This window comes from Rhizobium sp. BK377 (assembly GCF_014193935.1).
GTDB lineage: Bacteria > Pseudomonadota > Alphaproteobacteria > Rhizobiales > Rhizobiaceae > Rhizobium.
The window spans coordinates 46083-67986 of sequence record NZ_JACIAC010000008.1; the positions used below are offsets into that span (position 1 = coordinate 46083).

At 61.5% G+C, this 21904-nt stretch carries 19 protein-coding genes; 10 read left to right on the plus strand and 9 right to left on the minus strand.

The window, feature by feature from the left end; all coding sequences use genetic code 11:
• Positions 1–80: 80 nt before the first annotated feature.
• Positions 81–1634, minus strand: a complete 1554-nt coding sequence (locus tag FHT92_RS25590) for an acetolactate synthase large subunit (protein ID WP_183830649.1) — start codon at positions 1632–1634, stop codon at positions 81–83.
• Between the two features lie 190 nt (positions 1635–1824).
• Here FHT92_RS25590 and FHT92_RS25595 point away from each other — a divergent pair, with 190 nt between their 5' ends.
• Positions 1825–2124 carry a hypothetical protein gene (locus tag FHT92_RS25595; RefSeq protein ID WP_246735557.1) on the plus strand — a complete coding sequence of 100 codons (300 nt, stop codon included), beginning with the start codon at positions 1825–1827 and terminating at the stop codon, positions 2122–2124.
• 354 nt (positions 2125–2478) lie between these two features.
• Here the strand turns inward: FHT92_RS25595 and FHT92_RS25600 are convergent, their stop codons facing one another.
• A complete protein-coding gene (locus FHT92_RS25600; protein ID WP_183830653.1) occupies positions 2479–4296 on the minus strand; it encodes a chloride channel protein in 1818 nt (605 codons plus the stop codon).
• An 84-nt stretch (positions 4297–4380) separates the two neighbouring features.
• Between FHT92_RS25600 and FHT92_RS25605 the strand changes: the two genes are divergently transcribed.
• Entirely contained in the window at positions 4381–4827 is a 447-nt protein-coding gene (locus FHT92_RS25605) for a MarR family transcriptional regulator (RefSeq protein WP_183830655.1), read from the plus strand.
• A 12-nt stretch (positions 4828–4839) separates the two neighbouring features.
• On the plus strand, positions 4840–5295 hold the full coding sequence (locus FHT92_RS25610; RefSeq protein WP_409527175.1) for a MarR family winged helix-turn-helix transcriptional regulator: 456 nt from the start codon (positions 4840–4842) through the stop codon (positions 5293–5295).
• A 20-nt stretch (positions 5296–5315) separates the two neighbouring features.
• Here the strand turns inward: FHT92_RS25610 and FHT92_RS25615 are convergent, their stop codons facing one another.
• A complete protein-coding gene (locus FHT92_RS25615) occupies positions 5316–5951 on the minus strand; it encodes a LysE family translocator (protein ID WP_183830657.1) in 636 nt (211 codons plus the stop codon).
• 175 nt (positions 5952–6126) lie between these two features.
• On the opposite strand from FHT92_RS25615, the gene FHT92_RS25620 reads away from it, so the two are divergent.
• Complete coding sequence (locus FHT92_RS25620; RefSeq protein ID WP_183830658.1) at positions 6127–7032, plus strand: DMT family transporter; 906 nt, start codon at positions 6127–6129, stop codon at positions 7030–7032.
• Positions 7033–7039: 7 nt separating this feature from the next.
• Here the strand turns inward: FHT92_RS25620 and FHT92_RS25625 are convergent, their stop codons facing one another.
• Both FHT92_RS25625 and FHT92_RS25630 read right to left on the minus strand, forming a co-directional pair.
• Positions 7040–7897: an acyl-CoA thioester hydrolase/BAAT C-terminal domain-containing protein gene (locus tag FHT92_RS25625; protein ID WP_246735558.1), complete on the minus strand. Its 858-nt coding sequence runs from the start codon at positions 7895–7897 to the stop codon at positions 7040–7042.
• A 45-nt stretch (positions 7898–7942) separates the two neighbouring features.
• Entirely contained in the window at positions 7943–8683 is a 741-nt protein-coding gene (locus FHT92_RS25630) for an ROK family protein (RefSeq protein WP_409527174.1), read from the minus strand.
• Between the two features lie 159 nt (positions 8684–8842).
• Between FHT92_RS25630 and FHT92_RS25635 the strand changes: the two genes are divergently transcribed.
• Positions 8843–11251, plus strand: coding sequence for a glucan 1,4-alpha-glucosidase (locus FHT92_RS25635; protein WP_183830660.1), 2409 nt, complete (start codon positions 8843–8845; stop codon positions 11249–11251).
• A gap of 113 nt (positions 11252–11364) precedes the next feature.
• Positions 11365–12018: a LysE family translocator gene (locus tag FHT92_RS25640; RefSeq protein ID WP_183830662.1), complete on the plus strand. Its 654-nt coding sequence runs from the start codon at positions 11365–11367 to the stop codon at positions 12016–12018.
• A gap of 33 nt (positions 12019–12051) precedes the next feature.
• Here FHT92_RS25640 and FHT92_RS25645 read toward each other — a convergent pair whose 3' ends face one another.
• Positions 12052–13122: a GGDEF domain-containing protein gene (locus FHT92_RS25645; protein WP_183830669.1), complete on the minus strand. Its 1071-nt coding sequence runs from the start codon at positions 13120–13122 to the stop codon at positions 12052–12054.
• Between the two features lie 362 nt (positions 13123–13484).
• Here FHT92_RS25645 and FHT92_RS25650 point away from each other — a divergent pair, with 362 nt between their 5' ends.
• On the plus strand, positions 13485–13721 hold the full coding sequence (locus FHT92_RS25650) for a hypothetical protein (protein ID WP_183830671.1): 237 nt from the start codon (positions 13485–13487) through the stop codon (positions 13719–13721).
• 54 nt (positions 13722–13775) lie between these two features.
• On the opposite strand, the gene FHT92_RS25655 is transcribed toward FHT92_RS25650, so the two are convergent.
• Positions 13776–15383, minus strand: a complete 1608-nt coding sequence (locus tag FHT92_RS25655; protein WP_183830673.1) for a fumarate hydratase — start codon at positions 15381–15383, stop codon at positions 13776–13778.
• Between the two features lie 228 nt (positions 15384–15611).
• Complete coding sequence (fumC, locus tag FHT92_RS25660; RefSeq protein ID WP_183746669.1) at positions 15612–17003, minus strand: class II fumarate hydratase; 1392 nt, start codon at positions 17001–17003, stop codon at positions 15612–15614.
• A gap of 416 nt (positions 17004–17419) precedes the next feature.
• On the opposite strand from fumC, the gene FHT92_RS25665 reads away from it, so the two are divergent.
• Positions 17420–19318: a murein L,D-transpeptidase gene (locus tag FHT92_RS25665; RefSeq protein WP_183830674.1), complete on the plus strand. Its 1899-nt coding sequence runs from the start codon at positions 17420–17422 to the stop codon at positions 19316–19318.
• A 291-nt stretch (positions 19319–19609) separates the two neighbouring features.
• On the opposite strand, the gene FHT92_RS25670 is transcribed toward FHT92_RS25665, so the two are convergent.
• Positions 19610–20344: an HAD family hydrolase gene (locus FHT92_RS25670; RefSeq protein ID WP_183830677.1), complete on the minus strand. Its 735-nt coding sequence runs from the start codon at positions 20342–20344 to the stop codon at positions 19610–19612.
• 194 nt (positions 20345–20538) lie between these two features.
• Here FHT92_RS25670 and rpiA point away from each other — a divergent pair, with 194 nt between their 5' ends.
• Both rpiA and FHT92_RS25680 read left to right on the plus strand, forming a co-directional pair.
• The gene (gene rpiA / locus FHT92_RS25675) at positions 20539–21237 is read left to right on the plus strand and encodes a ribose-5-phosphate isomerase RpiA (protein ID WP_183830679.1); all 699 of its coding nucleotides are present in this window, start codon (positions 20539–20541) and stop codon (positions 21235–21237) included.
• A gap of 17 nt (positions 21238–21254) precedes the next feature.
• Positions 21255–21827: a DUF2059 domain-containing protein gene (locus FHT92_RS25680; protein ID WP_183746682.1), complete on the plus strand. Its 573-nt coding sequence runs from the start codon at positions 21255–21257 to the stop codon at positions 21825–21827.
• Positions 21828–21904: the final 77 nt, after the last annotated feature.

The following is a 21904-nucleotide window of genomic DNA, read 5'->3' on the forward strand; positions in this document are numbered from 1 at the left end:
GTCGCAAGGTCTCTGCTTTCGGTTTGAGGCCGGAATGCTACGTCTCAAAGGCGGGCTTGCCAATCGGTTTGCCTGAAAGCTCAGATGATCGCTTCGATGAGAAACGGTCCGCGGCGCCTGAGCGCGCTTTCGAAGAGATCGGCAAATTGCTCGCAGCTATGGGCACCCGCGGCATCAACGCCCATGCCCTTGGCAACCGACACCCAGTCCCAGGCCGGGTGATCGAGGTTCATCATCCGCCGGGCATTCTCGCCGATGCCGTCGACGCCGACATTGCGCATCTCGGCATGCAGCACGGCATAGGCGCGGTTGGCAAAGATGATCGTGATCACGTCGAGATTTTCGCGCGCCTGCGTCCACAGGCCCTGGACCGTATACATGGCGCTGCCGTCTGCCTGCAGATTGATGACCTTGCGGTCGGGACAGGCGACCGCAGCACCCGTCGCAAGCGGAATGCCGCAGCCGATCGAGCCGCCGGTGTTCATCAGGTAATCATGCGGCGCCGCACCAGCCGAAAGTTCGAAGAAGCGGCGGGCGGAGGTAACGCCTTCGTCGCAGACGATGGCATCATCGGGAAGTCTCGCCGCCACCATCACGGCAATCGCATCCTCGGTCAGATGTCCGAAAGGAACGATATCGTCGGAAAGGGCTGACGATCCTGACGGAGGCAGTGACTGCCGGACGCCGAGTTCGTCCCGCAATGCCTCCAGCGCGCCTTTGAGATCCTCGCCATGCCTTGCAAGGGTCAGAACCTTGCAGCCTTTGCGCACCAGCCGTCCAGGCTTTCCCGGATAGGCAAAGAAGGCGACTGGCTCGGGTGCGCCCGCCAGTACCAGCACATCGATATCGGCCAGCAGATCCAGCGCGGCGTCGATCGGGTAGGGGATGCGGGTGAGGGCGACACGGCCGCGGCCGCGCTCGACCCTCGGCAGCTGCATCTCGCAGAAGAGGCGCACATCCCTGGCGGCCGCAATTGCACCCGCGATCTCCAGCGCGTCTGCACGGGCAGCCGCGCCGCTGAGAAGAATGCCGACCTCGCCGGGCGTATCTCTGATGGCGGCGGCAATCTGGCGCACGACGTCCATGTTCACGGCCGATGGCATCGGCCGAGGCAGCCTGGTTGGCTGATCCGTTTCGACATGCCCCCAGGCGGCATCTGCCGGCAGGATGAGCGTTGCCACACCGGGAGGTGACAGTGAGGCACGGAAGGCAGCCTCCGTCGCGCCTGCCACATCCTCGGGGCCGCTGATGCGACGCACCCAGTTCGACATCGGCGCGGCAAGCCTTTCGATATCAGATGTCAGCGGCGCATCGAGAGCAAGATGATAGGAGGCGTGGTCGCCGACGATGTTGATGAGGGGAACCCTTGCCCGGCGGGCATTGTGGAGATTGGCAAGGCCGTTTGCCAGCCCCGGCCCGGTGTGAAGCAAGGTCGCGGCCGGCCGGTCGGTCATGCGCGCATAACCATCGGCTGCTCCGGTAACGACGCCCTCGGAGAGGCCGAGAACGCAACGCATCTCGGGCTTGCGGTCGAGTGCTGCCACGAAATGCATTTCCGACGTGCCGGGATTGGCAAAGCACACTCTGACATCGTTTGCCAGCAGCGTATCACACAGGCTGTCTGCACCATTCATGGCCGTTTCCTCCCGCTCACAGCAGCCTTGCACGGGAAGAATATAAGCACAATCTTGAATAATGAATCCGTAGCTCTCTTCATCCGGGCCATTCGCCGCCTTGTTTTAGCCCCGCATATCCATCACTAGACGGGTCCATGCGACGAACGATTCTTCTCCATCCAACAATGGTTTGAAAATGATCAGGAAAATGACGATCGCGGCGGCCGCGATGCTGCTTTCGGCTCACTATGCCGGGGCCTCCAGCGATGCCGCATGGAATGCGCTCTTTGCCAAGGTGAACGGCACCTGCATCGGCCAGTCGGGCTTGGATACGCCGGAGGCGACCGCTCCCATCGTCTTCGACGACGCGACGGGCAAAGTCGCCGTGCTCCTGCGCGGCTCGGTGGGCAAGGGCAAGAGCAAGGTCAAGAATGTCAACCTGATATGCCTCTACGACAAGAAGACCGGCAAGGCGTCGATCGAGGAATATCGCTGGCTCGGCAAGTGACGCGGTGCGACCATCATGTGCGCACATGATGGTCGCTACCTACAAAATATGTCGATCTGTCGGAACATGCGCCATCTGAGGCGCCAGCGGCGCCATCGTTTGCTGCAATATTAGAGTAAAAAGCATCGCGTTATTTTAAGGTTGGCTCACCACCGCATCGCCTGCCTGCTCACGGTAACCAAGCCGAAAAATGGAGGTGCATCCGGACAGCGTGGATCATTAGATAGGACACAACGCGACAATGCCCGGGATTTTGCCAGCTAGACGAATGCCGAGGATCAACTTGGTCTTGCGTGGCCCGCAACCGCCAGAAGCTAACGGTTACGGTCACCACTCATACTACCGCTGCTTATCTCACGCGTTTCCTTCGTTCACCTGCCGGCGCGGTCCGAAATAGGGCCGGCGCTCCGTCTCGTTGGCCCGCAGCGAATGGCGCAGCCGCAGCAGATCCTTGCGGGCGACGAGGCCACGCAACTCACCGTTTTCGGCGTCGACGATCGGGATGCGGCCGGCATCGGTTGCGAGCATCAAATCGGCGACATAACCGACCGTGTCGTCAGGATGGGCTGTTGGTAGCGAGCTGTCGGAGACGAGATCGCCGAGCGACTGGTCGGCGAGCGTTCCATCCTGCTGCCAGCGTAGCGCATCACCGCGCGAGACCAGCCCCTTCACGTAGCCTCTGCCATCGACGACCGGGTAGACGCGGTGGGTCTTCGGCGTCGCCGCGAAGAAGTTGGTCGCTTCACCGACCGTCATCTCGGCCGGGAACGTTTCGACCTCCCTGATCATGATGTCGCGGGCGCGGGAGAATTCGAACGGGTCGACACCATATTCGCGGGTGATGTGCTGGCCGCGACGGGCAATCTTTTCCGTCAGGATCGACCGGCGCAGCAGAAGTACCGTCACCGCGTAGGCGGAAACGGTTGCCGCCAGAAGCAGCAGCAGCGAGGAGACGTCGCCCGTCAGTTCCACGGCAAAGAAGGTGCCGGTGAGCGGCGCACGCATGGTGCCGCCCATCATGGCAGCCATGCCGAGCAGCGCCCAGAAACCGGGATCGCCGGGAAGAAAAAGCCCGACCAGCCAGCCGAGCGCGCCGCCGAAGATCAGCAGCGGCGCCAGCACGCCGCCTGACGTGCCCGATGAGAGGGCGACAAGCCAGATCGCGGCTTTCACCAGCAGGATCGTCAGCACCGCCGCCGGCAGGATGGAGCTGTTCAGCAGGCCGTCAATGATGTCGTAGCCGACGCCGAGCACCCGAGGCTCGATCAGGCCGCCAAGGCCGATGAAGAGGCCGCCGAGGGCAGGGCACCACATCCAGTGGATCGGCAGCGCCTCGAAGAGATCCTCGATCTTGTAGAGCAGCGTCGTCAGGATACCGGATTGCAGCCCGGCGATAATGCCCATTGCGGCGCAGAGCAGGATGCCCCACCACGGCAAATCCATATGGAACTGCTTGGGAAAGAGCGGACCGGCCTGAAACAGGAAGGGGCGCCAGCAGATCGACACGCAGGCAGCGACCGCAACGGGAATAAAGCTGCGCGGCTTCCATTCGAACAGCAGCAGTTCTACGGCAAGCATGATGGCGGCGATCGGCGAGCCGAAGATCGCGGTCATGCCGGCGGCAGCACCGGCGACCAACAGCGTCTTTCGCTCGGCCGAGCTCAGATGGAAGCACTGGGCAAAGAGCGAGCCGATTGCGCCGCCCGTCATGATGATCGGACCTTCCGCGCCGAAGGGGCCGCCGGTTCCGATCGAGATGGCAGAGGAGAGGGGTTTCAGGACGGCCACCTTCGGCGACATGCGGCTGCCGCCGATCAGGATCGCCTCGATCGCTTCGGGAATGCCGTGGCCACGGATCTTTTCGGAGCCGTAACGGGCCATTAGGCCGATGACGAGGCCGCCGATGACGGGAATGAGCACCATCCACACAGAGCGCGGGGCTTGCGCCATCGATACGGCGGCAATGCTGAAACGGTGGAACCAGACGAGGTTTGTCACCAGCGAGATGAGGCTGACCAGAACCCAGGCGGCAAAGGCGCCGCCGGTGCCGACGATCAGCGCCATGCCGACGAGAGCCAAGACACGCTTGTCCGTGGTGAAATCCCCCGCCTCGCGCCGGGAGAGGCCGCCCATGAAATCATGGGGGCGATGTGCGTTTTTTTGAGGAGGCATTGCTGGTCCTGTTGACGTCTTCGTTCTCTCCGCAAATATATCGTAGTACGATATAAATCAACAGCCAAATCGGAAGCTGGAGCCATGCCGAACAAAGACCACGCTCTATCGGAAATCGAATATGAGGCGCTTGCCAATCTGAGATATAGGATCCGCAAATTTCGCCAGTTCAGCGGGAAGGCGGCCGAAAAGCTCGGCCTGACGCGGCAGCAGCATCAGGCGCTGCTCGCGATCAAGGGGCTCGGCGTCGGAGGACGCATGAACCTGCCTGAACTCGCGGACAAGCTCTTTCTTACGCCGGCGGAAGCCGCGGCACTTGTCGCTTTGCTGCAGGAGGCCGGCCATGTCACGATCGACGCTAGGCAGAAGCGGCGGCCGGCCGTGCTGTTGACAGCAAAGGCAGAAGAGCTATTGCGTCGTCTGACACCAGCCCATCTCTATGAGATCCGTGAAATGGCGCCGGAGCTCATGCAGGCGCTGCGCATGCTGCAGGATCACCGGCAGATGGAAGTGGCCGCATGGATGCAATGAGAGCGGGGGATCATAGTGAAGACGCCTAAGAACGATCTGACTGACGCCGATTACGAGGCGCTCTCCAACCTGCGTTACACGCTGCGCCGCTTCATGGATTTCAGCGCCTCGGCAGCGCAGGAGGAGGGACTGCCAGCCCAGCAGCACCAGGCGCTGCTGGCGATCCGCGGCCACCGCGGCGAAGATGCCATGACGATCGGCATCCTTGCCGAGCGCCTGCTGATCGCCCCGCATTCGGCAACCGAACTCGTCAGCCGGCTGGTTGCAGCAGGCTATGTCTCCCGCCAAACGGATCCGGCCGATAAGCGGCGGCAGACGCTGGAACTGACGGAAAAGGCAAATGACGCGCTGAAGCGGCTCACCGCCATTCATCTGACGGAAATCCGGGAGATGGCGCCGCGGCTAATCGATATTTTGCAAGGTTTGCAAGCGGGCGGCGAACTCGAGGCTGATCCCTGGGCGCGCTGACCGTCAGGCCCGCCTGCCCCTTATGCGCTTGCCCGCCGATAAAGAGCGAGAGAGCCGGCAAGCGTCAGCAAGGCGCCGCCGCAGATCCGGTCGAGCCAGAGCGCGCCCGATTTTCGCAACAGCCGGACGGCCTGTGAGCCGAGAGCCGCGTAGCCGAACATGACCATGAAGTCGATGCCGGCGAAGACGAGGGCGAGCACGGCATATTGCTCGACCTGTGCGCCCGAGGGATCGATGAACTGCGGCAGGAAGGCCGAGAAGAAGAGGTAACCCTTGGGATTGGTGACGGCGACGAGAAAGCTCTTGAGGAAGATCGCCGCCGATGAAGCGGATGGGTTTCCGTTTTCGGAGCGCAGCGAGACGTCTAGCGTTCCCTTCGAGCGCAGCAGCATGACGCCGAGGAAGGCGAGGTAGCAGACACCGACCCATTTAACGACTGTGAACCAGAACTCCGAGGCCGCCAGCAGCGCACCGAGGCCGAGGGCAACGGCGCCAATCAGCACGAAGTCGGACATGACGGCGCCGATCATGCCAAGTACCGCCCGGCGCACCCCGAATTTCGAGCCGTTCGTCAGGGCGAGAAGCACAGTCGGGCCGGGTGTGGCGATGCCGATGAATGCCACAAGCGCAAATGCAAGAATCGTCATTTCAGCCATATCATCGTCCTCCGTTGCCACCAGCTATGACACCGACCGCGTATTTCCGAAAGAGGTTTCGCCACTCCGCCGACCCCATATTTCCGATCGTCGACAGTTCGGTCGATATCGAAGCATTCCACCTGCGCTGCGGCTAAAGAGAAGCGCAGGATGGATGAACGGAGAGGGGAATGCGATGGACAGGAAGACTGGCATGACGAGGGAACTGGGGCTGCTCTTGGTGCTCTCGACGCTCTGGGGAGCCTCCTACACCTTCATCAAGATCGGCGTGGAAACCATTCCGCCGGTAACACTGGTGGCGGCGCGGACGCTCGTCGCCGGCCTGCTGCTTTTCGCCGTCATACGCTGGCGCGGCCTGAAACTGCCTCGCGACCGGCAGACATGGACTTACTTCCTGGTCCAGGCCTGCCTCAACAGCGTCCTGCCCTTTACGCTGATCGCCTGGGCCGAGCGGATGACCGATGCCGGCCTGGCGGCGATCCTGAATTCCACAACACCGATTTTTGCCTTTTTGATCACGGCGCTGATCACCCGGCACGAAGCCCTGACGGGCCGCAAGCTGTTCGGCGTCTCCGCGGGATTGATCGGAACCGCGCTGATTATAGGTGTCGGGGCACTTGGCAGCATCGGACATGCGCTTTCTGCGCAGCTCGCTATCGTCGCAGCGACGGTCTGTTATGCGGGTGCTGCCGTCTTCGGGCGGAATTTCAGGGGTCTTGATCCGATCATGCCAGCCGCCGGCTCGCTGCTCTCCGGCGCGGTGATCCTCATTCCGACCAGCATCGCCGTCGATCACCCCTGGACATTGAGCCCGAGCCTCCATTCCATCCTCGCACTCCTTGCGCTCTCGGTCTTTTCCACAGCGCTTGCCTTCGTGATCTATTTCCGTCTCGTGCAGACGCTCGGTTCGGTCGGTGCCACGGCGCAAGCCTATCTCCGCGTGCCGATCGGCGTGGCGATCGGCGTGCTGTTCCTCGGGGAAACGCTGTCTTCCACCGCAGGTGTTGGGCTGGCCTGCGTCATGGCCGGTGTGATCACCATGACGCTTCCTCCCCGCAAACGCGCCAAGCAGGCCGTCTAGGGCCTGCTCACAGCAGCACCCGGATCACCTTCCACGCCGCCTTGCCAAGCCTTGCATCCGCCACGTCCGTGCCGCCGTGAGCATGAAGGTGCGACCGTGGCGTGGTTTCGCCGGGAAGCAGCACGCGATGGCCCGCCTCGTGGTCAACGACCAGGGACACCGGCCTGCCGTTTTCCTCGCGCCGGCGGGCGAGCTCGTATGCAAAACTCTCCGATGGCCAGAGCGCATCGTCGCCACCGGCCACGAGGACGAGTTCTGCTGCGGCTTTCTCGATTTCGATCCGCGCCTGTCGCAGGGTTTCCTCGCCGGTCTTCAGGCATTTTTCGAAGAAGGAACGATAAGCTACCAGCCCATCGCGGTAGTCCCGCTGCCAGGCGGGATCGGCGGGAATGAAATCCAGCGGCTCTCCGTTCCAGGACCATGAGGAGCGTTCGGGCCATGCTATGCCGTCCTTGCCGGGACCGATATTGCCCCAGACAACCGAGCTCGGGCTGATCGCGATAACAGCGTTCACGCGCGAGTCCAGATTGGCGACAAGCAAGGCCGCCTCTGCACCTTTCGAGGTTCCGACAAAGACGATGCGCTGGCATCCCCGCGAAATCAGGTAGTCCGTGGCCTCACAGAAGGTCTCCAGCGGGATTTCGCAAATGCCGGGCGATTGTCCCCTTCCGCCGAACCATTGCAGGGCCAATGCTTTTGCACCGGCCTGAGCAAAGAGTTTGGCGCGATCAGTATCGACCCTGCCGCTGGAACCGCCGAGCACGACGACGCCGGTTTCACCCGCGTCGGACGGGGAGACGAATGCGCCGTTTATCCGGCCTTCGAGGCGTTCGATTTTGCAGCCGTCCATCGCGCTTGTAACCATGCTGACATCAAAGGCTCCCGTTGGGATCGGTCGTTCGATTGCCGTTCAGAGCCGCAGGCTATCGTCCAGCCAGACGCGGAACCCACCGCTGAAGGCGTTGTCATTGTTGCCGCGCCGGCATTTTGGTGGCAGTTCCTTCAGCCTGTCGACATTACCGCCGCCGATGACGATGTAGTCGGGCAGCAGGGCGGCGCTCAGGCGGTCTGCGACGTCGAAGACCGATTTTCTCCATCTGCCCTTGCCGCGGCCTTCCAGCCCGCGTTCGCCGACATAATCCTCGAAGGTCGCCTTTCTATAGGGCAAATGCGCCAGTTCGAGCGGCATGCAGACGTTCTCGGCGATCATGGCCGAGCCGAGCCCGGTGCCTAGCCCCAGGAAGAGCATGCGGCCGGCCTCGTAGCTGCCGATCGCCTGCATCAGCGCGTCGTTGACCATGCGCACGGGCTTGCCGAGGGCTGCCTCGAAATCGAAGTCCTTCCATCCCGGGCCGAGGTTGAACGGATCGGCCGCCGGGCGGTGGGCAGCGACGGGGCCGGGATAACCCATGGCGACGACGTCATAGTGCCAGTCAGCGGTCAAATCGGTGAGGGCTGCGACCATCTTTGCCGCCGTCATTGCACGCCCCGATACGACCGAGCGTCGCTCGCTGCCGCTGCTGAGTTCTGCTTTCACATGCGAGCCGCCGATATCGACGGCGAGCACGATGCGGCCCGCCGGTGCGGCCGCCGCGTTCCTGCCATGCTCGCCTGCCTGCGTCGCATCGGGTGCTTCCGTCATGTCAGCCATGGCTGGCGCTCCTCTCCGGGCTGTGCCCTCAATCGTTCCCGCACCATTCCATCGGGCGCGAGATCGGCGGCGGCTGTCAAGCCGGTATATTGCGGATCGCTGTAATTCATCCCAGGATAGTGCATTCAAGGGGAACATTCCCAAGCGGAGGAACAGCACTTGGCCTTTCCGACACTGCCACCCGGTTCCGTCGAGCCACCAGGCGCGCCGGGCATCGAACCCCGCTGGACCTCCAGCGACAAGAGCGCGGTCGGCACATCCGTCAGTTCGGCGAGCTGCGTCTGGTTTACGGCAAGCCATGGCATCCTCAACGAGATCTACGCGCCGCGGCTCGACATGGCCTGCGTGCGCGATTTCGGCTTCATCGTCACCGCGCAGGACTATTTCTCCGAGGAGAAGCGTGATTGCGATCACAGCGTGCAGGCGATCGAGGACGGTGTTCCGGCCTTCCGGCTCATCAATACCGCCCGTGACGGCCGCTATCGTATCACCAAGACGATCTTTTCGGATCCGGAGCGCGAGGTGGTGCTGCAGGACATCCGCTTCGAGGCGTTGACGGGCAGTCTTTCCGATCACCGGCTGCATGCGCTGGTCGCCCCGCATCTCGTCAATGGCGGCGCCGACAACACCGGCTGGTACGCTAATTTCAAACGCAAGCCGATGCTTTTTGCCGAGGGTTCCGGGCGGTCGCTCGTCATTGCCGCGTCGGTGCCCTGGCTTGCCCGGTCCGTGGGCTATGTCGGCTTTTCCGACGGCTGGCAGACATTGTCGCGCGGCGAGGGACTGCGGCAGGACTATTGCTGCGCCACGTCGGGCAATATCGCACTGTCGGGAACACTTAATATCGAGGCTGGCGAGGGAAGGGCGCTGATCGCCATCGGCTTCGGCACGCAGCCGGAGGAGGCTGCCCTGCGCACGCTGCTCAGCCTGGAACAGGGTATGGAGCCGGCACTGAAGCATTACCGCAACGGCTGGCGGGAGTGGCAGGCCGGTCTGCTGGCGCTCGACGAACCGCATGACCCTGACAAGCTTAACCGCTACCGCGTCAGCACCAGCGTGCTTGCCACCCATCGCGACGATGCCTCCGGCGCCATCATCGCCAGCCTCTCCATCCCCTGGGGCTTCAACAAGAGCGATGACGACCTTGGCGGCTATCACCTCGTATGGACACGCGATCTGGTGGAGACGGCGGGCGGGCTGCTTGCGGCCGGGGCGGCGGCGGACGCACGTTCGGTGCTCGACTATCTCACCGTCATCCAGGAAGCGGACGGCCATTGGGTGCAGAATGCCTGGCTCGACGGACGGCCCTATTGGAACGGCATCCAGATGGACGAGACGGCCTTTCCGATCCTGCTCTACGACATGCTGCTGCGGTCAGGCGAAATCGGTGCCTCGGAGGCCCGCCGCTACCTGCCGATGATCGAGGCGGCGGCGGGCTATATCGTTCGAAACGGTCCCGCCACGCAGGAGGATCGCTGGGAGGAGGATGCCGGCTATTCGCCCTTCACGCTTGCCGTCGAGATCGCCGGCCTGCTCGCGGCGGCCGACGCTGTGGAAGCGGCAGGGCGGCTGGATGCGGCGCATTATCTGCGCGAGGTGGCCGATGGCTGGAACGAGCGCATCGAGGAGTGGACCTACGCCACCAATACCGAATTGTCGCGCCGTCTCGGCGTCGAAGGCTATTATGTGCGCATCGCTTCGGCGACCGACGGTAGCTTGTCACTGCGGCGTGACTTTATTCCGATCCGCAATCGGGACGATCTCGGCGAAGTGGTTGAAGCGGACCTGCTGATAAGCCCGGATGCGCTGGCACTGGTGCGCTTCGGCCTGCGGGCCGCCGATGACCCGCGCATCCTTGGCACGGTGGCGGCGATCGATGCGCAGTTGCGGCGCGACCTTCCGGCCGGGCCGTACTGGTATCGCTACAATGACGACGGCTATGGCGAGCGCGTCGGCGGCGCCCCCTTTGCCGGCAGCGGCGTCGGCAGGCTCTGGCCGCTGCTGACCGGCGAGCGCGCTCATTACGAGCTTGCGGCGGGGCGGGCGGACGAGGCGCGGCGGATGCTGGCTGCGCTCGAAGCCTCGGCAAGCGAGGGCGGGCTGTTGCCGGAACAGATATGGGATAGCGAGGATGTGCCGGAACGCGAGCTTTTCCTGGGTCGCCCCTCCGGCAGCGCCATGCCGCTGGTCTGGGCGCATGCCGAACATATCAAGCTGCTTCGCTCGCTTCGAGACGGCGTGGTCTTCGACATGCCGCTCCAGACCTTTGCCCGCTATGTCGCGGCAAGGCCTGCGCCGGCACCTTTCTCCTGGCGGCTGACTGACCGGCGCGAGCGGATTCCGGCGGGCAGGGTTCTTCGCATCGAACTGCCTGCGCCGGCAAAGGTGCGCTGGTCGATCGATCAATGGACAAATGCCTCGGATGCGCCATGCGAAGACAGGGGCTTCGGCACCTACGTTTTCGACCTGCATACTGAAATGCTTCCATCCGGCTCGATCGATTTCACGATCTTCTGGACGGATGCGCAGCGCTGGGAGGGGCTGAATTTCAGGGTCGAGGTGGTGTGAGGCGAGCCATCACTGCGGATCTTGTCGCAGTGAGTAACGCCGGGGCCGCAGACTTGTTTGAGTGAGGCCTCAAACATGATATCGGGGTACCGCCAACACCGAGGAATTCGAGAATGTTCGTTTCAAGCACGCTGATCCCGTTCTTCCTGGCGCTTCTTGCCCTGCAGCTCTCGCCGGGTCCTGACATGCTGCTGGTCATCGGGCGTGGCATCGGGCAGGGTCGGCGTGTGGCATTTCTGACTGCCGTCGGCGGAACCCTTGCCGCGGGGCTGATCCAGCTTCCGCTTTTGGCACTTGGTATCGCATCGATCATCCAGAGTTCGCCTCTCGCCTTTGCGATTCTTCGCTGGGTTGGCGCCGCCTATCTCATCTGGCTTGGTTTAAAGCTTCTGCTGAAAACGCGTGGAACGCTAGATCCGACCGTCGAACGCAATCCCGTCTCCAGCTGGACGGCACTACGTGAGGGCATGGTCAGCAATTTGACGAACCCGAAGGTACTGGTTTTCATGCTGGCTTTTCTTCCGCAGTTCGTTGATCCGCACAATGGCTGGCCAGTCGCCGCCCAGCTTCTGATCCTCGGAGGGATGCAGAAACTCTCCGGTTTTGTCGTGCTTGCGCTTGTGGCTCTTGGCGCTGGCGGTCTCGGCAACTGGCTTTCCCGCCGCCCGCATCTGTTCGTCTGGCAGAAGCGCTTTACCGGGCTCGTGATGCTTGGTCTCGGCCTCCGCCTGGCGCTGACGGGTGAGGCGCGCCCAGTCAGCGCGTGACGACGCTATAGGCTGCCGGGAAAGCGCCCGATATTACGACTTGTAGATTAGCCAACTCTTGGAGAATTCCTTCTGCATGCCGTCTTCATAGACGACGGTGCAGTTGCGCCCGGCGTTCTTTGCGCTGTAAAGCGCGATATCGCTCTTGGAATAGAGGTCGCCGGCATCGCCGGCATGCGAGGCCATGCAGACGCCGATGGAAACCGTGACCGGGCCGTAGTTCACGCGGGTGCGGGAATTCTTGAAGGGGGTGGATTCCAGCGTCCGGCGAATGCGCTCGGCAATCGCCGTCACTTCGTCCAGCGTGTTGCCGTCGATGATGAGGGCGAATTCCTCGCCGCCGGTGCGCGCGACGAAAACATCGCGGCGGACATTGGTGCGGATGACGGAGGCGACCGTCGCCAGAACCTTGTCACCGACTGGATGGCCGTAGGTGTCGTTGATCTTCTTGAAATTGTCGATGTCGGCCAGGAGCAGGGCCGTCACCGGACGCAACGTTGGGTTATTAAAGACGGCGGCGAGCCTGTCGTCGAAGGCGCGGCGGTTGGAAAGGCGCGTCAGCGAGTCGGTATTGGCGATGCGCTTGTATTCGTCGAGTTCCTTGCGGACCTGATCCATCTCCTGCGAGCGCTGAACCATGTCTTCGACGGTCTTTTCGCCGTGGGTGATCGTATCGCCGGTTGCCTGGGTGAGCAGGTCGATGGCGTTTTCGATGAGGTCCGCGCTCGTCGTGCTCTTGGAACTGATGCGCTTGCAGGTCTCGTTGAGCAGCCGGTTATAGCTTTCGAGCGAAGTCTGCTCCTGGCGCAGCACCCGCAGCAGGCCTTCCAGTTCCCCAGCAATGCGGCTGTGGGCGTCGTCGAATATCTTGGCCGGTGCCGTGTGGGCGCAGTGCTGAGCGCCGAGCGCATCGAGCTCGGCCTGCGTCGCCTGGCTGCCGAGCGCGGCAAGGTCGCGGGTGAGTGCGGGATTAGAGCCGATATAGGCTTCGTAGAAGAGTTCGTAATTGCGAGGAATGGGTGCAACGCCCATGGAGCGCATGGCATAGGTAATCTGACCCGCGACATCGGGAACCTGCACCTTCGGCGCAACAGCCGTATTCATTCCGGCAACTCCTCGTCCAACTCTTAAGCAATCTTCTATTTGTTATCCTAGATTTCTTGGGAAATGATTAAGGCGACATATACCAAAGATTACATGTGATAAGTTTGATAAGCGTCAATACTACGATCAGCCCTATGATTTTTCTCAAAGATTTGTAAGTTCTACTGTAATTGAGGCACCTCCTATGCGCGAGGTGTATCAAAAAAGTTCAATCCTCTTCTCTTTTCAGGGATTGTTTTGATTTTGTTGACGTTCGGTATCTGTTGTCTGGTCTACTGGCAGGCAGGGCTAAGTGACAGATTTTGTCTTAAGAAACCGGATTACGGGCGCTAGATAGCGCCCCCTGCCGAAGGCATGAGTTCATGGAACCGTCTCGCCACACCTCGCCCGCCATTCTTGCTCTCGCCATTACATTCGGCGTTGCGTTCCTTCTGCAGCAGAGCGGCTTTTTCAACGGCATCTTCAGCACAGACATCCTCGCCAGCGTGAAGGCAGAGGATGTCCTGAGCGCTGCCGATATCGCCGCAATGGAGAAGCAGCCAGCCCCGTCCATGACGGCCGTCAATCTCGACGGGCCTCAGGCGGCTTCAGTTCGGTAGAAATGGGATTTGAGGGGGCGATCCGGCACGCGGCCAATCGCCCTTCACCTCTCCTTAGCCCAGATTCAGCTCCTGGAAGAAGTCGTTGCCCTTGTCGTCGATGACGATGAAGGCCGGGAAGTCCTCAACCTCGATCTTCCAGACGGCTTCCATGCCGAGCTCGGGATATTCCAGAACCTCGACCTTGCGGATGCAATCCTGCGCCAGACGGGCGGCCGGGCCGCCGATGGAGCCGAGATAGAAGCCCTGGTGCTTTTTACAGGCTTCGCGCACGGCGCGCGAGCGGTTGCCCTTGGCGAGCATCACCATGGAGCCGCCGAAGGACTGGAACTGGTCGACATAGCTGTCCATCCGGCCGGCAGTCGTCGGGCCGAAGGAGCCAGATGCGTAGCCGGCGGGCGTCTTGGCCGGGCCGGCATAATAGACCGGGTGCTTCTTCATATAGTCGGGCATGCCTTCGCCCCTTTCCAACCGCTCGCGGATCTTGGCATGGGCGAGGTCGCGGGCGACGATGATCGTGCCCGTCAGCGACAGGCGCGTCTTGACCGGGTGCTTCGAGAGCTCGGCGAGGATATCGGCCATCGGCTGGTTGAGATCGACACGCACCATGGATTCGGAGAGTTTCGCCTCGTCGATCTCCGGCATGTATTTCGACGGATCGGTTTCCAGCTGCTCGACGAAGATGCCGTCACGGGTGATCTTGCCTTTGGCCTGACGGTCGGCGGAACAGGAGACGCCGAGGCCGATTGGCAACGAAGCGCCGTGGCGGGGCAGGCGGATGACGCGTACGTCATGACAGAAATACTTGCCGCCGAACTGGGCGCCGACGCCGAGGCTCTGCGTCAGCTTGTGGATCTCCTTCTCCATCTCGATATCGCGGAAAGCGTGGCCGCTTTCGGAGCCTTCGGTCGGCAGCTCATCGAGGTAGCGGGTGGAGGCGAGCTTGACGGTCTTCAGGTTCATCTCGGCAGAGGTGCCTCCGATGACGATCGCCAAATGGTAGGGGGGACAGGCTGCCGTACCTAACGTGAGGATCTTCTCCTTGAGGAAGTCCAGCATGCGGTCATGCGACAGGAGCGAGGGCGTGCCCTGGAAGAGGAAGGTCTTGTTGGCCGAGCCGCCGCCCTTGGCGACGAAGAGGAAGTCGTAGCTGTCGGTACCTTCCTCATAGATGTCGATCTGCGCCGGCAGATTGTTCTTGGTGTTCTTCTCCTCGAACATCGTGATGGGGGCGAGCTGCGAATAGCGCAGGTTCTTCTTCTCATAGGCGTCCAGCACGCCCTTCGACAGAGCAGCGGTATCGCCGCCTTCCGTCCAGACGCAGCGGCCCTTCTTGCCCATGATGATCGCCGTACCCGTATCCTGACACATGGGCAGCACGCCGCCGGCCGCGATATTGGCGTTCTTCAGGAGGTCGTAGGCAACGAAACGGTCATTGTCGGTCGCTTCTGGATCGTCGAGGATCGCGGCAAGTTGCTTCAGATGTCCGGGGCGCAGCAGATGGTTGATGTCAGCGAAGGCGGTTTCGGCGAGCAGGCGGATGCCTTCGGGATCGACAGAGAGGATCTCCTGGCCCTTGAAGCTGTCGACCGAGACGTAGTCGCTGCTGATCTTGCGGTAGGGGGTGGTGTCGGCGCCAAGGGGGAAGAGATCGTCAGCCATCGAAGTGACCTTTCTAGGTGGGATAGTTTGGAACGGGTCTAATTCTGCGACGGGGTAAAAGCAATTGGGAGGGTGCGAGATCGGCGGCGAAAATGACGCGTCTCCTCCTCCCATTCCTGTGTCAAGTACAGGAATGGGAGGAGAGGTGAGGCGCTAAGCCTCAGTGGTTATACTTCCCAAAATAAAAGGCCGGCTGAGCCGGCCTTCCTGGTGTCTCAACCAGCCCAGTCACTTCGGGCTGATCATCGTCTCCGGCCGGACGATCGCGTCATATTCCTCCGGGGTCACCATCCCGCTCGCCAGCGCCTCTTCCTTCAGCGTCGTACCGTTCTTATGCGCCGTCTTGGCGATCTTGGCGGCGGCGTCGTAGCCGATCTTCGGGGCGAGCGCGGTCACCAGCATCAGTGAACGTTCGAGGCCGGCCTTGATATTGTCCTCGCGGGCTTCGATGCCGACGACGCAATTGTCGGTGAAGGAGACGGCGGCGTCGCCGAGGAGTTGGACCGACTGCAGGAAGTTATAGGCCATCATCGGATTGTAGACATTGAGCTCGAAATGGCCCTGGCTGTCTGCGAAGGTGAGCGCTGCATGGTTGCCGAAGACGTGGATGCAGACCTGCGTCAGCGCTTCGCACTGGGTGGGGTTCACCTTGCCGGGCATGATCGAGGAACCGGGCTCGTTTTCCGGCAGCGCCAGTTCGCCGAGGCCGGCGCGCGGGCCGGAGCCGAGCAGGCGGATGTCGTTGGCGATCTTGAAGAGGGCGGCCGCCGCCGCATTGATCGCGCCGTGGGCGAAGACCATGGAATCATGCGAGGCGAGCGCCTCGAATTTGTTCGGCGCCGTCACGAAAGGCATGCCGGTGATGGCGGCGATCTCTTCGGCGACTTTCTCGGCAAAACCGACCGGCGCATTCAGCCCGGTGCCGACTGCGGTGCCGCCCTGGGCAAGTTCGCAAAGGCCGGGCAGGGTCATTTCGATACGCTTGATGGCCGAGCCCACCTGCGCGGCGTAGCCTGAAAACTCCTGACCCAGCGTCAGCGGCGTCGCATCCTGCGTATGCGTGCGCCCGATCTTGATGATGTGGCTAAACTCCGTGACCTTCATGTCGAGGGCGGCATGCAGATGCTTCAGTGAAGGCAGCAGGTGGTGGGCGATCTGTTCGGCGCAGGCGATGTGCATGGCCGTCGGGTAGGTGTCGTTCGACGACTGGCTCATATTGACGTGATCGTTCGGGTGCACCGGCTTCTTGGAACCCATGACGCCGCCCAGCATTTCTATGGCACGATTGGAGATCACTTCATTGGCGTTCATGTTGGATTGCGTACCGGAACCAGTCTGCCAGACGACCAGAGGGAAATGGTCGTTCAGCTTGCCGTCGATCACTTCCTGGGCGGCATCCACGATAGATTTGCCGATGCCCGCATCGAGCTGGCCGAGCGCCATGTTGGCGCGTGCGGCCGCCTGCTTGACGATGCCAAGCGCACGCACGATCGACAGTGGCTGCTTTTCCCAACCGATCTTGAAATTGCCGAGAGAACGCTGCGCCTGCGCGCCCCAATATCGGTCGCCCGCGACTTCGATCGGGCCAAATGTATCGGTTTCGGTGCGGGTGGAACTCATGGCTTCGTGCCTTCCTGTCACATGCTGTTAAGGGCAGTCTTTGAAGATGAAGGACTTATAGGGTGGAAAGCTCTCCAAGAAAACCGGACACAGTGCGAAATATTGAAAGCCATTGTCATGTTTATTGGCGTATTTCAGCGTGTTCTTTCGGCCACGCCGGGAAATTAATGCAGAGAGCAGCGGAAGGTGCCCTTTCTCAAGCCGGAAAATTCGGTAAAAAATTAACTAATAATTTCATAATTTTGTGTGAACTGACCAGCGGCGCTTGCGTTCGACCCCGTCACACAAAGTTGAGCTGAAAGCGCTGGCTGCGCGGGCCGGTTTCTGATGAATGGGCCGCGGCTGCCGGGAATCTGAAAGAATTGATCTGAGCCTTTTTGCTCGACAACAGCATGATACTGGAACTGGAAAACAAGATGAAGTTCGTTTTGAAAAGCGCGGTTTCCGCATTGGCACTTTCCTGCGTGATGGGCGCGGTTCCTGCGCATGCCTATACGCTGATGGACATGCTGCGCGGCGACCGGGCAAGAAGCGGCCAGAGCACGATCATCATGGACCCTTCGGCTCCGGTTCGCGGCAATCCCGGCAATCGCAACGGCCTTGGCGGCGATATCGATCCGGAAGCTGCGATGCCGAAGGTTTCCAGCCCGCGCTACTACACCTACAAGGCTGAGACGCTGCAGCTCGTCGATACGACGAAGTTTGCTGATCCTGTCGTCACCGGCGCGGTCGCCGACGTCTCCGGCTCGGCCACGACCGACGGCGCTCCGCAGCGCCACTTCCTAACGGAAGCCAAGGTTCGCGCCAATGCCGATGTCGCCAAGGCCCTGCAGGCCTATTATGGCGACGGCAAGAACCCGCTCATCTGGGTGTCCGGCGAGGGCGTCAACGAGCGCGGCAAGGCTGCGCTGACCGTGCTTGCCGACGCGGCAAGCGTCGGCCTCGATCCGGCCGATTATGCCGTCTCCGAGCCGAGGATCGATCCGGCCAATCCGGCTCCCGATGTTCGCGACCGGGCGCTGACGCAGTTCGAACTGGCGCTTTCCTCAAAGGTTCTCGCCTATGTGCAGGACACGACGCGTGGCCGTGTCGACCCGAACAAGCTCTCCGGCTACCATGATTTCCAGCGCAAGGTCGTCAAGCTCGATCCAGTGCTGAAGCTTTCCCGGATGAGCCCGGATGTTGCCGCCTATCTTTCCAGCCGCAACCCCGACAGCACGCAGTTCCTGGCGCTGAAGGCGGAGCTTGCCAAGCTGCGCGCTGCCGACGGCGGCAACGAAGCGCCGATCACGATTTCGCTCGATGGCCTGCTGCGTCCAGGCGACAGCTCGCCGGAAGTCGCCAACATCGTCAAGGCGATCCAGAAGAATGGTTCGGAAGAGCTGAAGACCGCACATGCGGCAACGTTTGCGGCCTATACCGGCGGCAGCGACTATTCGCCCGAGATCGTGTCGCTGGTCGAGGACTTCCAGAAGGAACATGGGCTGAAGCCTGACGGCGTGATCGGCCAAGCAACCGTGCGCACCATGACCGGCGGCGACACCAACGCTTCCAAAATCGACAAGCTCGTCGTTGCCATGGAACAGGCGCGCTGGCTGCCTGAGGATCTCGGCCCGCGCTATGTGATGATCAACCAGCCGGCCTTCATGGCCTATTACTATAACGACTCCAAGCAACAGCTTGCGATGCGCACCGTCGTCGGCGGCAAGAACAATCAGACCTATTTCTTCGACGACGAGATCGAGACGGTCGAGTTCAACCCGTTCTGGGGTGTGCCGCAGTCGATCATCATCAACGAGATGTTGCCGAAGCTGCGCTCCGACCCGAACTATCTGGACCAGATGGGCTACGAGGTTGAAGTTGGCGGCCATGCCGTTCCGTCCTCCAGTGTCGACTGGTACGGTTCGACGCAGAATATCTCGGTCCGTCAGCCGCCGAGCAGCGACAATGCACTAGGCGAATTGAAGATTCTGTTCCCGAACAGCCATGCCATCTATATGCACGACACGCCCTCGAAGAGCTTCTTCAAGCGTGACATGCGTGCGCTCAGCCACGGATGCGTGCGCCTGTCCGATCCGCGCGCCATGGCCGCTGCCGTTCTCGGCACGACGGTCGATGAGGTTGCCAAGCAGATCGCAACCGGCCAGAACCATGCCGTGAAGGTGCCGCAGAAGATCCCGGTCTATGTGTCCTATTTCACGGCATGGCCTAATAAGGATGGCGTGATCGAATATTTCGACGACGTTTATGGCCGCGATGCTTATGTGAACAAGGCGTTCGATGTGACGACGAAGTCACGTGAGGCGCAGATCTGACGCTTGGCGTTGGATGAGTGTTTGGCGGGCGGCCGTTGGCCGTCCGTTTTGTATTTGAGGGTGAGAATTGAGAATGAGAGGGTGTGCCGTGTGCCCCCTCATCCGCCCTTCGGGCACCTTCTCCCCGCAGGGGCGAAGGGGAGCAAGCCGCACGGTTGAGTTCCATGAAGACCGTTTGCGGATAGGATAGGATAGCCGTTGCCACAAGTCCCTTCTACCCATCGGGGAGAGGTGCCGGCAGGCGGATGAGGGGGCCAAGAGCGCAAACGCTTTGGTCTGCTCTACCAGTCCTCAAACAGCAACCTTCGCCGCAGAGCCCTTCAGCAAACTTTCCACCAGTTCCACCGTCAATTCATCATAGTGCGTGATGATCACATCCGGGTCCAAACTTGACACCGGCACATCCGAATAGCCGAAGGGCACGGCGATGGAGGGTACGGCGGCATTCTTCGCTACCGCAATGTCATTGATACTATCGCCGATCATCACCGAGCGGGAAACATCCCCGCCGGCGCGTTCGATGGTGCCAGTCAGATGCCGCGCATCGGGCTTGCGGTGTTCGAACGTGTCGCCGCCGGTGATGGCGTCGAAGTAATGCGTCAGGCCGAGGTTTTCGATCAGGCCGGTCGCCAGGCCCTCCAGCTTGTTGGTGCAGACGGCGAGGCGATAGCCCGATGCCTTCAGGCGGTCCATGGCAGCGACGAGGCCGGGGTAGGGCTCGGTATGACCGGGCATGTTTGCACTATAATGAGCAACGAAACGCTCCACCAGCGCCGGCAGCTCTTCCTGTGAGATCGGTTTTCCCTGCAGCTTGCAGGCGCGTTCGATCATCACACGGGCACCCTGGCCGACAAGGTGCGTGAGGTCGTCATAGGTGACGGGCCTGAGATCCAGCGCTGCGATCGTGTAGTTCAGGCTTTCGACCAGATCGACATGCGTGTCGAGCAGCGTGCCATCGAGATCGAAGACGACGAGGCCTTTATTCTTGGGAAGAGCCTGGCCGGCATTTTCGCGAGCGGTGGTCAAAGTGGTGCCTCTTTGCGGGATAGGATTCTTAGGGAGTAGGCGATGAACGGGCGAAAAGCAACGTCGGGACGGCAGACAGAAAAGCCGCAGCCGAAACGCGTGGCTTTCAATCGCAAGACGGTGATTTTGGCTTTCGTTTGCAATACGAGCCGTGTAAACAGCACATCCAACGCAATATCAGGAGCTGGCGGCGCATGGATGCCCGCGAAATGAAGATCAAGGCCGCCGAGGCCGCGCTTGTTCATGTCGAGTACGGCATGCGCCTCGGAATCGGGACCGGAAGCACGGCGGAGGAATTCGTTCGTCTGCTCGCCGAAAAGGTTGCAGCCGGTTTCAAGGTCGAGGGCGTGCCGACGTCCGAACGTACGGCGCGGCTCTGCGTCGAACTCGGCGTTCCCCTTAAATCGCTGGATGAGCTGCCGCAGCTCGATCTCACCATCGATGGCGCCGACGAGGTCGATCAGGCGCTTCGGCTGATCAAGGGCGGCGGCGGCGCTCTGCTGCGCGAAAAGATCGTCGCAGCAGCCTCGACGCGGATGATCGTCATTGCCGACGAAAGTAAGCTGGTGCAGACGCTCGGCGCTTTCGCGCTGCCGATCGAGGTCAATCCCTTCGGCCTCGTTTCGACGCGCATCGCGATCGAAAGGACCGCCTCGCGCCTTGGTCTTTCCGGCGAACTGACGTTGCGTCAGTCCGGTGACGGAGAGTTTACCACCGACGGCGGACATCACATCATCGATGCATCTTTTGGCCGCATTCCTGATGCAGAGGCGCTTTCGAGGGAGCTGAATTCCATCCCCGGTGTCGTGGAGCACGGGCTTTTCATCAATATGGCGGCGCTTGCGATCATTGCCGGTCCTGCAGGCGCCCGCACGCTGCAGGCAAACAGATAACAGGAGCATAGAAACTCATGATGAACATTGCAGGTCTTGGCCGTCTTGCCGCTGCGACCATCGTTCTTTCCGGGCTTGCCTTCGGCTCTGCCGCAAGAGCGCAGGAGGTTTCAGAGGAGCAGTTGAAGGCTGCCCGCGCGGCCATGGACGCCATCGGCGCAACCACTCAGTACGACAATATCCTGCCGGGTCTGGCAGAGCGTCTGAAGGCCGGCCTCATCCAGGATTCGCCGAACTATCAGGATGTCATTTCCGCGACCGTCGATGCCCAGGCGCTGGCTCTGGCACCGCGCCGCGCCGACCTCGAGAAGGAAGCCGCCCTGACCTATGCCAAGGCCTTCACGGTGGACGAGTTGAAGGCGATTGCCGATTTCTACAATTCCGACGTCGGCAAGAAGCTGTTGCGCGATGGCCCGGTCGCTTCGCGTGAAACCGCCAAGGCTGCCGACATCTGGGCACAGGGCATTTCCCGCGACCTCCAAAAGCAGAGCAATGCCGAGCTTTCCAAGGTCATCAAGGCTCCGCCACCGGCAACCGACACCCCGGTGCAGCCGGCTCCGGCCGCAGCACCGGCACCGGCCAAGCAGTAAGGCCGCCCTCACTTTTCGCAAAAGCCCGGCTTCGTCCGGGCTTTTGTTTTTCTGCTGCTCTCTCCTATATGTGAACC